13 protein-coding genes are annotated in these 14,865 nt (G+C 65.6%); 8 read left to right on the top strand and 5 right to left on the bottom strand.

The genetic code is table 11. The features are described 5' to 3' along the window. Window positions 1-134: 134 nt before the first annotated feature. Window positions 135-1,265 (bottom strand): site-specific DNA-methyltransferase, encoded by a 1,131-nt coding sequence (locus tag QA642_RS36900; RefSeq protein ID WP_283081287.1) that lies wholly within the window; start codon window positions 1,263-1,265, stop codon window positions 135-137. Window positions 1,266-1,408: 143 nt separating this feature from the next. On the opposite strand from QA642_RS36900, the gene QA642_RS36895 reads away from it, so the two are divergent. The 3 genes from QA642_RS36895 to moaB all read left to right on the top strand — a co-directional run bounded on the left by QA642_RS36895 (window position 1,409) and on the right by moaB (window position 3,336). After that, window positions 1,409-1,549: a hypothetical protein gene (locus QA642_RS36895; protein ID WP_283081286.1), complete on the top strand. Its 141-nt coding sequence runs from the start codon at window positions 1,409-1,411 to the stop codon at window positions 1,547-1,549. A gap of 122 nt (window positions 1,550-1,671) precedes the next feature. Continuing rightward, complete coding sequence (locus QA642_RS36890; RefSeq protein WP_283081285.1) at window positions 1,672-2,616, top strand: neutral zinc metallopeptidase; 945 nt, start codon at window positions 1,672-1,674, stop codon at window positions 2,614-2,616. A 156-nt stretch (window positions 2,617-2,772) separates the two neighbouring features. Next, the gene (gene moaB, locus QA642_RS36885) at window positions 2,773-3,336 is read left to right on the top strand and encodes a molybdenum cofactor biosynthesis protein B (protein WP_283081284.1); all 564 of its coding nucleotides are present in this window, start codon (window positions 2,773-2,775) and stop codon (window positions 3,334-3,336) included. Between the two features lie 200 nt (window positions 3,337-3,536). Here the strand turns inward: moaB and QA642_RS36880 are convergent, their stop codons facing one another. After that, on the bottom strand, window positions 3,537-4,466 hold the full coding sequence (locus QA642_RS36880) for a helix-turn-helix domain-containing GNAT family N-acetyltransferase (RefSeq protein WP_283081283.1): 930 nt from the start codon (window positions 4,464-4,466) through the stop codon (window positions 3,537-3,539). A 62-nt stretch (window positions 4,467-4,528) separates the two neighbouring features. After that, window positions 4,529-5,104: a glycosyl transferase gene (locus QA642_RS36875; RefSeq protein WP_283081282.1), complete on the bottom strand. Its 576-nt coding sequence runs from the start codon at window positions 5,102-5,104 to the stop codon at window positions 4,529-4,531. 417 nt (window positions 5,105-5,521) lie between these two features. Here QA642_RS36875 and QA642_RS36870 point away from each other — a divergent pair, with 417 nt between their 5' ends. Further along, window positions 5,522-6,277 carry an RMD1 family protein gene (locus QA642_RS36870; RefSeq protein ID WP_283087057.1) on the top strand — a complete coding sequence of 252 codons (756 nt, stop codon included), beginning with the start codon at window positions 5,522-5,524 and terminating at the stop codon, window positions 6,275-6,277. 337 nt (window positions 6,278-6,614) lie between these two features. On the opposite strand, the gene QA642_RS36865 is transcribed toward QA642_RS36870, so the two are convergent. Continuing rightward, complete coding sequence (locus QA642_RS36865; protein ID WP_283081281.1) at window positions 6,615-7,808, bottom strand: acetate/propionate family kinase; 1,194 nt, start codon at window positions 7,806-7,808, stop codon at window positions 6,615-6,617. 6 nt (window positions 7,809-7,814) lie between these two features. Beyond that, a complete protein-coding gene (locus tag QA642_RS36860) occupies window positions 7,815-10,229 on the bottom strand; it encodes a phosphoketolase family protein (RefSeq protein WP_283087056.1) in 2,415 nt (804 codons plus the stop codon). A gap of 210 nt (window positions 10,230-10,439) precedes the next feature. On the opposite strand from QA642_RS36860, the gene QA642_RS36855 reads away from it, so the two are divergent. From QA642_RS36855 to QA642_RS36840, 4 genes are all read left to right on the top strand, one after another. Next, window positions 10,440-11,603 carry a PA0069 family radical SAM protein gene (locus QA642_RS36855; RefSeq protein WP_283081280.1) on the top strand — a complete coding sequence of 388 codons (1,164 nt, stop codon included), beginning with the start codon at window positions 10,440-10,442 and terminating at the stop codon, window positions 11,601-11,603. Window positions 11,604-11,626: 23 nt separating this feature from the next. Further along, a complete protein-coding gene (locus QA642_RS36850) occupies window positions 11,627-12,082 on the top strand; it encodes a VOC family protein (RefSeq protein WP_283081279.1) in 456 nt (151 codons plus the stop codon). Between the two features lie 74 nt (window positions 12,083-12,156). Then, a complete protein-coding gene (locus tag QA642_RS36845) occupies window positions 12,157-13,008 on the top strand; it encodes a ribonuclease HII (protein ID WP_283081278.1) in 852 nt (283 codons plus the stop codon). 262 nt (window positions 13,009-13,270) lie between these two features. Continuing rightward, window positions 13,271-14,779 (top strand): glycosyltransferase family 39 protein, encoded by a 1,509-nt coding sequence (locus QA642_RS36840; protein ID WP_283081277.1) that lies wholly within the window; start codon window positions 13,271-13,273, stop codon window positions 14,777-14,779. The last annotated feature ends 86 nt before the right edge of the window (window positions 14,780-14,865 follow it).

Here is a 14,865-nt window from a genome sequence, read left to right as displayed (position 1 = left end):
CTGTGGCCGCGTTCAAGACTCCGTAGGGTGGGCAAAGCGAAGCGTGCCCACGTTCTGTATCTACGGAGAAGGATTCGTGGGCACGGCGCTTTGCGCCTTTGCCCACCCTACAAGGTCACGACGTGCGGCAGCGGCTACTCCGCCGCCATGCCTGCACGGATTTCCGCACGCAGCTCGTCGATCAGCTTGAGGCCCTTCTTGGTCTCGACGTGCCAGAAGGTCCAGCCGTTGCAGGCCTGCGCGCCTTGCGCCACCGCGCCGATGCGGTGGATCGAACCGACCTTGTCGCCGAGCATGATGGCGCCGTCGGCGCGGACGAGAGCGCCGAGCTTCTTCTTGGCGTCGAACAGTTTCGTGCCGGGCATGATCATGCCGCGCTCGATCAGCTCGGAGAACGCGACGCGCGGGGCTTCGCGCGCGGTCACGAACGGGGCGAGGCTCTCTTCCGGCAGAGGCTCGACCTTGGCGATGCGCGCTTCGGCGGCCTTGGCATAGGTCTTGTCGCGCTCGAAGCCGATATAGGAGCGGCCGAGGCGCTTGGCGACGGCGCCGGTGGTGCCGGTGCCGTTGAACGGATCGATCACGAGATCGCCGGGCTTCGACGACGACAGCAGCACGCGCGCGAGCAGGCCTTCCGGCTTCTGCGTCGGGTGCACCTTCTTGCCGTCGGCGCCCTTGAGGCGCTCCTCGCCGGTGCAGAGCGGGATCAGCCAATCCGAGCGCGCCTGTACGTCCTCGTTGGCGGCCTTCAGCGTTTCGTAGTTGAACGTGTAGCCCTTGGCTTTTTCGTCACGCGCGGCCCAGATCATCGTCTCGTGCGCGTTGGTGAAGCGGCGGCCGCGGAAGTTCGGCATCGGATTGGTCTTGCGCCAGACGATGTCGTTCAGGAGCCAGAAGCCGAGGTCCTGCATGATCGCGCCGACGCGGAAGATGTTGTGATAGGAGCCGATCACCCAGATCGTCGCCGACGGCTTCATCGCGCGGCGCGCGGCCAGCAGCCAGGCGCGGGTGAAATCGTCATAGGCGGAAAACGAATCGAACTTGTCCCACTCGTCGTTGACGGCATCGACGTGGGATTCGTCGGGGCGCTTGAGATCGCCCTTGAGCTGGAGGTTGTACGGCGGATCTGCGAACACCAGATCGACGCTGCCAGCCTGAAGCTTCGACATCTCGGCGACGCAATCGCCGACGATGATGCGATGCGAGGCGGACTCAAAATTTGTGCGGGGCGCCCTTGCAGACGCCCCGCGACGCGACTCTACCATGACTCAAGAACTCTGACTCAGGCGACGCTGTCGGCGACGCGGGACCAAACAACCGACTGGCCGTTACATTGCAGCGGCAAAGTAAAAAACGACTTAACCCGCTGCTTTTCTGAGCAGGCGTCGCATCGCCCGCGATATGCCGCGTGATGCGCACAATCGCTGTGTTTTACGGTATATTTCGCATTCATCTGCGGCGCGGCAGCCGCCGCGACTGCAAATTTCTCTCGGAAAAAATTGCACGCGGACCGGAAAAAATTGCTGGTGCGGGCGTGCTGTCGCACTAGGCAATTTTTGCCGACCGGGATATTGATTAACGCAATGGAAATTTTACCTGTGTGGCGCGTTGAGCTTTTGCGTATCTGTGCGCCGACGAGACTGAATCAGGGACCCCCGAGGGACAACCGCCATGCGTTACGATGACTTCCGCCGCAGCGACGACGTCGAGGATCGTCGCGACCAAGGTGGTGGCTTTGGCGGCGGCGGTGGAGGAGGCGGGTTCGGCCTGCCGATGGGCGGCGGCGGGCTCGGCATCGGTACCATCATCGTGCTTGGCCTGATCGGCTATGCCTTCGGCATCGATCCGCGTATCCTGATCGGCGGCGCCGAGATCCTCTCCGGCGGCGGCCAGGCGCCGAGCTACCAGACCGATCGTCAGTCGACCTCGGCCAAGCGCGGCGCGCCGACCGACGAGGTCGGCAGCATGATATCCGGCATCCTCGGCGAGATCGACGATCGCTGGAGCGAGATTTTCCAGGCCAGCGGGCAGTCCTATACCGGTCCGAAGGTCGTGCTGTTCCGCAACGCCACCAATGGCGGCCGCTGCGGCATGGCGCAGTCGGCGATGGGCCCGTTCTACTGCCCGCCGGACCGCACCATCTTCCTCGACACCAGCTTCTTCCGCGAGGTCGAGACGCGCTTCCGCGGCTGCTCCGGCAAGTCGGCGTGCAACTTCACCACCGCCTACATCATCGCGCACGAGGCCGGCCATCACATCCAGAACCTGCTCGGCATCATCCCGCGCGTCACACGCCTGCAGCAGCAAGCCGGCAGCAAGGCCGAGGCCAACGCACTCCAGGTCAAGGTGGAGTTGCAGGCGGATTGTCTCTCCGGCGTCTGGGTCAACCGCGAGGCCAAGAAGCGTCCGAACTTCCTCGAGCCCGGCGACATCGACGCCGCGCTGACCACGGCGAGCGCGATCGGCGACGACACGCTGCAGCGCCAGGCCACCGGCCGCGTCGTGCCCGACTCCTTCACCCACGGATCGGCCGCGCAACGCAAGCAGTGGTTCATGACCGGCTATCAGCAGGGCACGGTCCAGGCCTGCAACACGTTCGGCGGCGGGGCGCAGTAACGAAGATCTCGTGCCCCGGACGCAGCGCAGCACGAAGTGATGCGCTGCTGAGCCGGGGCCCACAACGCCGGTCTCCCAAGCCTCTGACATGGGTCCCGGCTCTGCGATGCACCGCTCACGCGCTGCATCGCGTCCGGGACACGAGAGGAAGTACCAATGGCCTCGATCGACGAATCCAAACAGTTCATCCCGCTCAACATCGCGGTGCTCACCGTCTCCGACACGCGCGCGCTCGCGGATGACAAGTCGGGCCAGACGCTCGCCGACCGCCTGACCTCAGCCGGTCACCATCTCGCCGCGCGCGAGATCGTCACCGACGACGTCGAGGCGATCCGCACTGTCATCCGCCGCTGGATCGCGGATGCCGGCATCGACGTCGTCATCACCACCGGCGGCACCGGCTTTACCGGGCGCGACGTCACGCCGGAGGCGATCGAGCCGCTGTTCGAGAAGCGCATGGACGGCTTCTCGATCGCCTTCCACATGCTGAGCCACGCCAAGATTGGCACGTCGACGATCCAGAGCCGCGCCACCGCGGGCGTTGCTGGCGCGACCTACATCTTCTGCCTGCCGGGCTCGCCCGGCGCCTGCCGCGACGGCTGGGACGGCATCCTCGCGAGCCAGCTCGACTACCGCACGCGCCCCTGCAATTTCGTCGAGATCATGCCGCGGCTGGACGAGCATCTGCGCCGGCCAAAGGCGCAGGGCGCGACGGTGTAGTCTGTTCTTTCTTCCCTTCCCCCCTTGCGGGGGAAGGTGGCGCGAAGCGCCGGATGAGGGGTATCTATCGGCACGGAATGCGAGGAGGCATACCCCTCACCCCAGTGAGCTTGTGTCTCCTTGCGTCGCTGCCCTCTCCCGCAAGGGGAGAGGGCACAACAATGCGCATCGCTCCGTAGTCCGCGCCGCGTCTCGCGCAGCTAGAGATCCCGCTCCCACGTCTCGCCGACCAGATCGGCACCGAAGCTGTGGTGCTTCTCCTCCTTCACGAGCTTGAATCCTGCGCTCTGGTAAATGCCGCGCGCGGCAACCAGAATGCTTTGCGTCCACAGCGTCATCCGGCGATAGCCGCGCTCGCGGGCGCCCTGGATGCATTGCTCGACCAGCGCGCGGCCGACGCCGAGCCCGCGCGCTTTCTTCTCCACCTGCAACAGGCGCAGCTTGGCGATCTCGTCCGTGGCCTTGACCAGGAAGATCGAGCCGACCGGCTCGCCGCCGACCTCCGCCATCCAGCAATGTTCGCGCGCGGGGTCGTAATTCCTGATGAACTGTGCGCAGATCTCGGCGACCAGCGCCTCATAGCTGATGTCCCAGCCGTAGTCCGCGGCATAGGCGGCGCCTTGGCTGGAGATGACCCAGCCCATGTCGCCGACGCTATGGCTGCGCAGCATGAACGAAGCGGGCTGGCTTCGGCGTTGCTCCAGCACGGCCTCGATGGTCGCCATGGCCTGCGTGAGCCGCGCTGCATCGCCGGCCGACAGCTGCGCCAGCATGGCGGCAACCTCGTTTTGCGAGCCGAGATTCAGCTGGGCGAAGGTCTGGCGGCCCTTGGCGGTGAGGCTGAGCTGATATTGCCTGCGATCCGCGGGCAGGGGCTTTCGCGTGATCAGTCCCTTCTCGTCAAAACTCTGCACGATGCGGCTGAGATAGCCGGGGTCGAGACCGAGCTCGTTCCCGATCTCTTTTGCCGAAAGCTCGTCGCGATGCGCGAGCTCGTAGAGCACCCGGGCCTCGCTGAGCGAGAACGGGCTCTGTCCCAGGTGCTGGTCGAGCACGCCGAGCTTGCGGGTGTAGAAGCGGTTGAAGGCGCGGACCGCTGCGATCTGGTGGTCGGTACCGTTGAATGACATCGGGACACCTCAATAATTGCCATTGTCAAATAATTATTTGACTTTGGCAAGTATCAGGTGCCTCAGCCGACCATGACGATCCGGCTGCGCAGCATGGTCCGGGACGAGCGGCCGAGCCGGCGGAGCAGCTGCGCCTCGGAACGGCGAGCCTGGGGCGGATAGCCGCCGACCCGTTCGTAATGGTCGCGCGCGATCAAAAGTCCCTGGTCGCCCAGCGGGCCGACCAGCTTGCGCGCCACGGCGCGGAACACGTCGCGCAGACCGGTATCGGCGTAGGGCGAGCGGGCATAGCGGAACACCGCAGCACGATCCCGTCCGCTGCTAGAGACGGCCTGGATGAACTGGGTGGTCTCCTCGATCCAGCCCGTTTCCAGCACGGCGCCGGCGGGCAGGAACATCAGCCAGGGTGAACGGGCCTGGAGCGCGCCGGCGGCGAGCGCCGCGCCTTGCGAGGATCCCTCGAAACCGATGAAACGGCAGCCTGCGACGTCGGCAACGCGCTCGATGACGCCGTTCCGGGTGCCGTCGACCAGCAGCACTTCGCGGATGACGCCCGCGGCGGCACCGGGCACCAGCGCGGCCAGAGTTGCGACCGCAGTCTGTTCGACGCCTTCGGTCGGGATGATGACGCTCAGCATGACTGAAGCTTCGATGTCCGCAATTCGGGAGAAGCGTAGCTTGTTATGACTTTGTCATAAACATGCGGCGTCACCGAGTGCAACTTTTTGGCGGCGTTCCGGGATGTGATGGTAAACCACGCCCGCCCATCGCAGCCAAATGTGTCTCGCGCGGGGTGACAATATTGCCGAATGTTTCGGCGAATTTCGGCTTCGTGAGCTTCAAACGGGGCTGTCTCCGCCGATATGATCGAGGTGAGGACGCTTCCGGTCCGCAAGCCTGCATCGGCGGTCTGACATGGACCCTACGACGGGAAAACCCGCAACTGCCGATGCCGAGAGTGAGATAGTCGAGTGACCGCCGATCAACTTCCCATTGGCACCACGCCAGCATCGCCGAAGTCGGACGCCGCGCCGACCTTGCGGATCCGCGCCGTGATGCTCGGCGAACGCATCAATCCGTCCGGGCTCGAGCTCGGCGCACCCGTCTCCTCGACGCCCGCCGCCTTCCGCGTCCACGCCGGCCTCGCCGTGATCTTCCGCTACGGCGTCGTGGTGCTGATCGGGCTCCTCCCTTCCGAGGAGAAGGTGCTGCTCGATAGCCTCAAGTCCCGCGTGATCGGCGAGCTCAGCCCCCATGAGGAGGAGACCGCGCAGGCCCAGCTCTGCAAGGATGAAAATGCCGAAGCGATCCAGCCGGGCGGCCCGATCAATCTCTCGAAATTTTCCGACGAACGGCTGCTGCTGATCGCGGACGCACTCGCCAAAAGCACGTCGCTGGCACGCGATGAGCGGCGCGTCGCTGCGGTCTTCGATGTCATCGAGCCTTTTGCGCGGGAGCTCGCCGAGAAAGGCCGTACGTCGCGGCGACGCAGGGGCATCCTGCAGCTCATCGGCAACGCGCTGCTCGTCCAGCAGCGCGTCGCCGGCCGCGTCGCGGTCGCTGAAAAGCCCGACGCGCTCTGGGAAAAACCGCAGCTCGACCGGCTCTATGCGCGTCTCGAAGATGAGTACGAATTGAAGGAGCGTCTCGACACGCTCGAGCGCAAGCTCACGGTCGTCGCGGAGACGGCCGATGCACTGACCGACATCATCGACACCCAGCGCTCACTCCGCCTCGAAATCGCGGTGGTCGTGCTGATCCTGATCGAGGTCGCGATCGGATGCATCCAGATTTTCGCGGGTATTCACTAACAGCGAGCTGCGCGTTACTGCGCCCTCTCCCCTTGTGGGAGAGGGCAGCACCGCTGGGAGACACAAACTCACTGGGGTGAGGGGTCTGTCTCCGCATGTTCATTCGCAGATGTGACCGCGGATAGAGACCCCTCATCCGGCGCTTCGCGCCACCTTCTCCCACAAGGGGAGAAGGGAAGAACGCATCTCATCACGCTCTATTTGGCTGGATTCGCCGTCGTTCGCAGTATCGTAGGGTGGGCAAAGGCGCGCTCGCGCCGTGCCCACCACCGAGAATTGGTGGGCACGCTTCCGCCTTCGCTCTTCGAGCTACGGCGGACAGGTCGCTTTGCCCACCCTACGATACTGTCCCGGTAGCTTGCAGCACCGAGACGCAATGCCGTGCGATCGTCAGTTCTTCGTTAGTCGGGATGACGAAGACATCCACCGCCGAGGCGCCGGCATTGATCCGCCCGCGGCCCGCGTCATTCGCCGCCGCGTCGATGCGCACGCCGAGCCACGCAAGACGCTCGCCGATCGCGCTGCGGATATCGCTCGCATGCTCGCCGATGCCGCCGGTGAAGACCAGGCAATCCAGCCCGCCGAGCGTGGCCGTCATCATTGCGACCTGCTGCGCCGCACGAAGCGTGAAGAGATCGACCGCTTCCCGCGCCGCCGCCTCGTGGCTCGCGAGCAGCGTGCGCATGTCGGCCGAGATGCCGGAGACGCCGAGCAGACCCGACTGGTGATAGAGCAGGTGCTGGACGTCTTCGCCGGACATCTTCTCGTGCTGCTGCAGATAGAGCAGCAGGCCGGGATCGATCGTGCCGCTTCGCGTGCCCATCACGAGGCCGTCGAGCGGCGTCAGCCCCATCGTGGTATCGACGCTGCGGCCATCGCGCAATGCGCAGAGGCTCGCGCCATTGCCGAGATGCGCGATGACGATGCGCCTCGTCGCGAGCTCCGGCGCGATTTCCGCGAGGCGGCCGGCGACATATTCGAACGACAGGCCGTGGAAGCCGTAGCGGCGGATGCCGCGCGCCTCGAAGCGCCTTGGAATGGCAAAGCGGCTCGCCGGCGGCGCCATGCTGTGATGGAAGGCGGTGTCGAAGCAGGCGATCTGCGTGAGGCCGGGCCTGATCGCCGCGATGGTGCGGATCGGCTCCAGGCATCTTGGCTGATGCAGCGGCGCCAGCGGCGTCAACGCCTCCAGCCTTGCATAGACACCATCCGTCAGTTCGACCGGGCCGGAATAATCCGGCCCGCCATGAACGATGCGATGACCGACAGCGCGTAAGCGATGACCGCCAAAACGATCCTCGACGAAGTCCAGCACATCGGTGAACAGATCGCCGCTGTTCGCCTCAGACGCCTCCCTGTGCGTCTCGAACAGGTCTTCGCCCGCAGGGCTCTTCACGGCGAGCCGGGGCTTTGCCTCGTGTTCGTCGAGCAGGCCGTTGCAGAGCAGGGTGGGCTCGGCCGCGGAGATATCGAACAGGCCGAACTTGATGCTCGACGAGCCCGAGTTGAGAACGAGAACCGCGTCGGACACGGGGCGTCAATCGCCGGCCTCGGCCGGCGTGTTGCCGCCGGCGCGGTCGGGCCAGACCCAGTCGCGCACCTCAGGCATGTCCTCGCCGTGCTCGCGCACGTAACGCGAATGCTCGATCAGTCTGTCGCGGAACTGCTGCTTCACCTGCGCGGCCTTGGTCGCCAGGCCCGGCACGCGTTCGATCGCCTCGATGGCGAGGTGATAGCGGTCGAGCCCGTTGAGCACGACCATGTCGAACGGCGTCGTCGTGGTGCCCTCCTCGGCAAAGCCGCGCACATGCATGCCGGCATGGTTGGTCCGGTTATAGGTGAGGCGGTGGATCAGATACGGATAGCCGTGATAGGCGAAGATCACGGGCTTGTCGCGCGTGAACAGGCTGTCGAAGTCGCGGTCGGACAGGCCGTGCGGGTGCTGCTCGCTCGGTTGCAGCGTCATCAGGTCGACAACGTTGACGACGCGGATCTTCAGGTCCGGCAGCGCCTTGCGCAGCAGGTCGACGGCGGCAAGCGTCTCCAGTGTCGGCACGTCACCGGCGCAGGCCATCACGACGTCGGGTTCGCTGTCGGCGCCCTCATTGCCGGCCCAGGTCCAGATGCCGATGCCGGCATCGCAATGTGTGGCGGCCTCCTGCATCGACAGCCATTGCGGCGCCGGCTGCTTGCCGGCGACGATGACGTTGATGCGATTGTAAGTGCGCAGGCAGTGATCGGCGATCCATAGCAGCGTGTTGGCATCCGGCGGGAGATAGATGCGGACGATGTCGGCCTTCTTGTTGGCGACGAGGTCGACGAAGCCGGGGTCCTGATGGCTGAAGCCGTTATGGTCCTGACGCCAGACATGCGAGGTCAGGAGATAATTGAGCGAGGCGATCGGGCGCCGCCATGGCAGATGCCGCGTCACCTTCAGCCATTTGGCGTGCTGGTTGAACATGGAATCCACGATGTGGATGAAGGCCTCGTAGCAGGAGAAGAAGCCGTGGCGGCCGGTGAGCAGATAGCCTTCGAGCCAGCCCTGGCAGAGATGCTCGCTCAAGACTTCCATGACGCGGCCGTCCTGCGCGAGATGCACGTCGTAAGGCTCGATCGGCTCCATCCAGACGCGTTCTGTGGCTTCGAACACCGCGTCCAGCCGGTTTGACGCGGTTTCGTCCGGGCCCATGATGCGGAAATTGCGCTCTTGCGCGTTGAGGCGGACGACGTCCCGCAAGAATTTGCCGAGCTCACGCGTCGCCTCTGCAGTGACGCCACCGGGTTGCGGCACGTCCACGGCAAAACTGCGGAAGTCCGGCAGCTTCAGCTCCTTCTTGAGCAGGCCGCCATTGGCGTACGGGTTGGCGCCCATGCGCCTGGTATCGTCGGGTGCCAGCGCCTGAAGCTCGGGGATGAGCGCGCCGTTATGGTCGAACAGCTTCTCCGGCTCGTAGCTGCGCATCCACTCTTCGAGAATCTTCAGATGCGCCGGGTTCTCGCGACAGTTCGCAACGGGCACCTGATGCGCGCGCCAAAAACCTTCGACCTTCTTGCCGTCGACCTCCTTCGGCCCGGTCCAGCCCTTCGGGCTGCGCAGCACGATCATCGGCCAGCGCGGCCGTTCAATCGTCTTGCGACCGTCGCGGGCGCGCTGCTGGATCGAGCGGATGCTGGCGAGCGCGACGTCGAGCGCGTCCGCCATGGCCTGGTGCATCAATTTGGGGTCATCGCCCTCGACGAACAGCGGCTCGTGGCCGAGCCCGCGGAAGAGATCGCGGATCTCGCTGTCGGGCATCCGCCCCAGCACGGTCGGGTTGGCGATCTTGTAGCCGTTGAGATGCAGGATCGGCAGCACCGCGCCGTCATGGGCGGGATTCAGGAACTTGTTCGAATGCCAGGACGCTGCGAGCGGGCCGGTCTCGGCCTCGCCGTCACCGACGACGCAGGCGACGATCAGATCGGGATTGTCGAAGGCCGCGCCGTAGGCGTGCACCAGCGCATAACCGAGCTCGCCGCCTTCGTGGATCGAGCCCGGCGTTTCCGGCGCCGCATGGCTCGGAATGCCGCCGGGGAAGGAGAACTGTCTGAAAAGTTTTCGCAATCCCTCCGCATCGCGCGCGATATCCGGATAGATCTCGCTGTAGCTGCCTTCGAGATAGGTGTTGGCGACCATGCCCGGGCCGCCATGCCCGGGCCCGCAGACATAGATCACGCTGAGGTCAAGCGCGCGGATGACGCGGTTGAGATGGGCGTAGATGAAGTTCAGCCCTGGCGTCGTGCCCCAATGGCCGAGCAAACGCGGCTTGATGTGCTCGGGCCGCAGGGGCTCTCGCAGCAGCGGGTTGTCCAAGAGATAGATTTGCCCGACGGAGAGGTAGTTCGCGGCGCGCCAATAGCGATCGAGCAGATCGAGGTCGCTGCTTGCGGCAGCCGATTGTTGTTGATTTGTCATGTTCATGCCGACCTTCACCCGGGGATCGTCACCAACTGTGTTCCGCGACGATCGATCCCTTGCCGGCATCAAACGGGATCGCTGCGACATGCGTGTTGCGCGAGGTCAAGGCCGCGCGCCCTAAGTTTGGGCGGCTACTGTACATGGGGTTGTTTTCGAGTTTTTTGTTTGTGTTCTTGATTTGTTCCTGTGTCGTGGTATCTTGGCTGCATGAGTCCAGCATCCTCTCATGCTCTCAAGCACCCGCCGGTCAAGGCGCCCTCCGAGCCGGCGGGTGCGGACTCTGATTTTCCCCAGCTTGGCGCCGCCATCGACCGTGCGCGCAGGCGAGGGCGGGGCGCCCAATCCAATGCCAGCGGCCGTTATGAGGCCGAGGCCCGCGTCGCCTTCGACGATGGCTGGCAGAGCCTGGAAGATCTGCCGCCGTTCAAGACCTCGGTCGCGGTCGACACCTCGCGCAAGGTGATCACCCGCAACGATTCACCCGACATCGGCTTCGACCGCTCGATCAATCCCTATCGCGGCTGCGAGCATGGCTGCGTCTATTGCTTCGCGCGGCCGACGCATGCCTATCTCGGCCTGTCGCCGGGGCTCGACTTCGAGTCGAAACTGTTCGTGAAGCCCGAGGCGCCGGCGCTGCTCGAGAAGGAACTCGCCGCGCCCGGCTACGAGCCGCGGATGATCGCGATCGGCACCAACACCGATCCCTATCAGCCGATCGAGCGCGAGCGCAAAATCATGCGCGGCATTCTCGAAGTGCTGGAGCGCACCGGCCATCCCGTCGGCATCGTCACCAAATCGGCGCTGGTGGTGCGCGACATCGACATTCTCTCGCGCATGGCGAGGCGCAACCTTGCCAAGGTCGCGATATCGGTCACCTCGCTCGATCCGAAGCTGGCGCGCACCATGGAGCCGCGGGCCTCGACGCCGCCGAAGCGGCTGGAGGCGCTGAAGCAGCTCTCGGACGCCGGCATTCCCACCACCGTGATGGTCGCGCCCGTGATCCCCGCGCTGAACGATTCCGAGATCGAGCGCATCCTCGATGCCGCCGCCCATGCCGGCGTCAAGGAGGCCTCCTATGTGCTGTTGCGGCTGCCGCTGGAGGTGCGCGATCTCTTTCGGGAATGGCTGATGGCCAACTATCCGGACCGCTATCGTCACGTCTTCACGCTGATCCGCGACATGCGCGGCGGCCGCGATTACGATGCGAAATGGGGCGAGCGGATGAAGGGGACGGGACCGATGGCCTGGACCATCGGCCGCCGTTTCGAGATCGCTTGCGACAGGCTTGGCCTCAACAAGCGGCGCTCGAAGCTGACGACGGATCACTTTGCCAAGCCGAAGCAGAACGGCGAGCAGCTCAGCCTGTTCTGATCGGGAAAGGGACGACGCGTCGCATGAGCAAAGAACTCCCTCCGCCGGTACCGCGGCTCACCGTCATCACGCTCGGCGTCAGCGACATCCGCGCCAGCATCGCCTTTTACGATGCGCTCGGCTTTGCGCGCCGTCTGAAGGCAACCGGGGAGGCGGTCGCATTCTATGATACGGGCGGTCCGGTGCTCGCGCTGTATCCCTGGGATCAGCTCGCAGCCGACGCCAAGTTAACTGACGATCCGAGGCCATCGACCTTCCGCGGCACGACGCTCGCCTGGAACTGCCGGACACGCGAGGAGGTCGATGCCGTGCTGGCCTTCGCCCTTGGCAAGGGCGCGGTTCCGCTGAAAGCGGCGCATGAGACCGATTACGGCGGCTATTCCGGCTATTTCGCCGATCCCGACGGCCATCCCTGGGAAGTGGTCGTCGCGCCCGGCATCGAGGTCGGCGAGGACCGGCGGGTGCATCTGGCGGAGTAGGACGGGTCTGAATAACGGGAATTGCGCGGGGTTCCAGGTTGCGCTCGCCGGATCGCTTGCGCACGATCCCGGCCATGATTCGGGACAAGTCCGCCAAGAAACCGGCCAAAGACGCGCCCAAGCCGAGCGCTGCTGCGAAGAAGGCCGCCCCTGCCAAGGCGAAGGCGCCTGCCGTCAAGGCCGCGCCGGTCCTCCCCGGCAAGAAAGGCATCATCGCGATCGCGCCGCCGAGCTTCCGCCGCGAGCGCGCGCTGATCAAGCGCGGCATCTGGCCGGTCGCGGGCTGCGACGAGGCCGGCCGCGGGCCGCTGGCCGGTCCCGTGGTGGCGGCCGCGGTGATTCTCGATCCCGACCGCATCCCGCGCGGCATCGACGATTCCAAGCGCCTGACCGCCGAGGAGCGCGAAAGACTGTTCGACAAGATCTGCGCCACCGCACAGGTCTCGGTCGCCGTCGCCTCGCCCTCGCGAATCGACCGCGACAACATTTTGCGCGCCTCGCTGTGGGCCTTGAAGCGCGCCGTGGTGGCGCTGCCCGAGCAGCCCCGCCACGTCTTCGTCGACGGCCGCGACCGCCTCGACACGCCTTGCGACTGCGAGGCCGTGATCGGCGGTGACGGCATCGTGCTGTCGATCGCGGCCGCCTCGATCATCGCCAAGGTGACGCGCGACCGCCTGATGTGCGCGCTGGCGCAGGACTGCCCCGGCTACGGCTTCGAGCAGCACAAGGGCTATGCCGTCCCCGAGCATCTCGACGCCCTCGATCGCCTTGGCCCCTCCATCCACCACCGCAGCTTCTTCGCCCCCGTCGCGGCGGCCCGTGCCAAGCACATGCCCTGGACCGTCGAGCCGGTGCAGGATTTGTTCACGGTCACTGAAGTGCAGGTGGAGACCAGCCTGGAAATTGACACGTCGGCAAATCTCTAATGGTTTTATCCCGGTGCTTCCGCATCGTCATGGCCGGGCTTGACCCGGCCATCCACGTCTTTCCTGCGGCACGGAGAACGTGGATGCCCGGGACAGGCCCGGGCATGACGACCTGTTGCTGGTACGCCTCCACACCTTACTCTCCGTAAGAACGGGGAGAGGGAGCAGACCGTCGTTGCCACAGCGCGCTGCGCCCACTATCAAAACAGGTGTGAGCGAATAGGGCCGGCTGGACGGGTTGGCTGCATCTTTCGGACGTTGCATGCGGTTTACCTCCCTGGTCATCGAGCTCATTCGCGCCCGGCCGCGGCTGATCGTGTGGATCGCCGTGCTGCTCCAGGCTTTGATGTGGTTGTTCGTGGCGCTGGCGTTCTACCGCAGCCCGCCGGGGAGCCTCGCGACGCTGCTGGCGTTCGGCCGCGAATATCAGGTCGGTACGGATCTGGGGCCGCCGCTGCCGATCTGGCTCGCCGATATCGCCTATCGCGCCGCCGGCGGCCACGTGTTCGGCGTCTATGTGCTGGCCCAGCTCTGCGAGATCGCGACCTTCATCGCGCTCTATCATCTCTCCCGCGCCGTGGTCGGCTCGCAGCAGGCGGTGCTCGCCGTGCTCCTGACCATGACGGTGCTGGCCTTCTCTTCGCCCGCGCTCGATTTCGGCCCGCTGGTGCTGGCGCGGCCGCTCTGGGCGCTGCTGCTGCTGCATTCCTGGCAGATCATCGGCCAGCGCCGCGGCAATGCCTGGTTCGCCTGGTCGATCGAGGCCGGCCTGCTGCTGCTGACCACGCCTGCCGCGATCTTCCTGCTGCTGCTGATCGTCGTCTTCGCACTCTCGACCGCCGGCGGCCGTCGCACGCTGCGCTCGCTCGATCCCTTGTTCGCGCTGATCGTCGTCGCGGTGCTGGCGCTGCCCTATGCGGTCTGGCTGATGCGCGCGGAGACGTTTGTGATGCCGGCCATGCCGCAAGTCACGGAGCTCAGCGCCCGCGCGCTCCATGCGGCCTGGCTGCTTGGCGGGCTCGTGCTCGGCGCGGCGACGATCCCGGCGCTGACCTTCCTCAACACCGGCCTGTTCGTCACCAAGGGCGAGGAAGCGCCGATCATTTTCCGCCCACCAGTCGAGCCGCTCGGGCGCAACTTCGTTTACTTCTTTGCGCTGGCGCCGGCACTCGGCGCGGTGCTGATCTCGGGCCTGCTCGGGCTCAACTCCGTCGTCGGCGGCGCCGGAGTCGTGCTGGTGATGTCCGGGCTTGCCGTGGTGGTCGCGGCCGGCGACCTCATCGCGATGCGCCGCGCGCGGATGCTGCGGACGGTGTGGGCTGCCGCCGTCGCCGCGCCGGCCGCCGGCGTCGTGCTCGCCGTGCTGTTCCTGCCCTGGACCGGCACCAATGAAATCGCGACCTCGATGCCGGCGCGTGCGATCTCTGATTTCTTCGACGAGAGCTTCGCTCGCCGCACCAATCATCGCCTGCGCGCGGTCGCCGGCGACACCCAGCTCGCCAGCCTGATCACGCTGCATTCCGGCCGGCCGCATCTGTTCATCGACGCTCAGCCCGGGCGGACGCCGTGGATGAGCCAGGCCAAGTTCAGCGAGACCGGCGGCGTCGTGGTCTGGCGCACCTCCGACACGGCCGGCACCCCGCCGCCGGAAATCCTCGCGCGCTTTCCCGGCATCGTGCCGGAGGTGCCGCGCGCGTTCGAATGGCTGGTCAATGGTCGACAGGGATTGCTGCGCATCGGCTGGGCCATCGTGCGGCCGAAGGGAAACTGACCCGCGTGCTCCGGACGCTGACATCGTAGGGTGGGCAAAGGCGCAAAGCGCCGTGCCCACGTCAGTCTATCCGTAGCCACGATAAA

This window comes from Bradyrhizobium sp. CB2312, assembly GCF_029714425.1.
Taxonomy (GTDB): domain Bacteria; phylum Pseudomonadota; class Alphaproteobacteria; order Rhizobiales; family Xanthobacteraceae; genus Bradyrhizobium.
This window is presented reverse-complemented; position numbering and strand designations above follow the sequence as displayed.

Coding starts and splice junctions, on each gene's coding strand:
- moaB (WP_283081284.1), top strand. CDS start 2,773: ATGGCCTCGATCGACGAATCCAAACAGTTCATCCCGCTCAACATCGCG.
- QA642_RS36870 (WP_283087057.1), top strand. CDS start 5,522: ATGCTCGGCGAACGCATCAATCCGTCCGGGCTCGAGCTCGGCGCACCC.
- QA642_RS36840 (WP_283081277.1), top strand. CDS start 13,271: ATGCGGTTTACCTCCCTGGTCATCGAGCTCATTCGCGCCCGGCCGCGG.
- QA642_RS36900 (WP_283081287.1), bottom strand. CDS start 1,265: ATGGTAGAGTCGCGTCGCGGGGCGTCTGCAAGGGCGCCCCGCACAAAT.
- QA642_RS36850 (WP_283081279.1), top strand. CDS start 11,627: ATGAGCAAAGAACTCCCTCCGCCGGTACCGCGGCTCACCGTCATCACG.
- QA642_RS36845 (WP_283081278.1), top strand. CDS start 12,157: ATGATTCGGGACAAGTCCGCCAAGAAACCGGCCAAAGACGCGCCCAAG.
- QA642_RS36875 (WP_283081282.1), bottom strand. CDS start 5,104: ATGCTGAGCGTCATCATCCCGACCGAAGGCGTCGAACAGACTGCGGTC.
- QA642_RS36855 (WP_283081280.1), top strand. CDS start 10,440: ATGAGTCCAGCATCCTCTCATGCTCTCAAGCACCCGCCGGTCAAGGCG.
- QA642_RS36890 (WP_283081285.1), top strand. CDS start 1,672: ATGCGTTACGATGACTTCCGCCGCAGCGACGACGTCGAGGATCGTCGC.
- QA642_RS36880 (WP_283081283.1), bottom strand. CDS start 4,466: ATGTCATTCAACGGTACCGACCACCAGATCGCAGCGGTCCGCGCCTTC.
- QA642_RS36860 (WP_283087056.1), bottom strand. CDS start 10,229: ATGACAAATCAACAACAATCGGCTGCCGCAAGCAGCGACCTCGATCTG.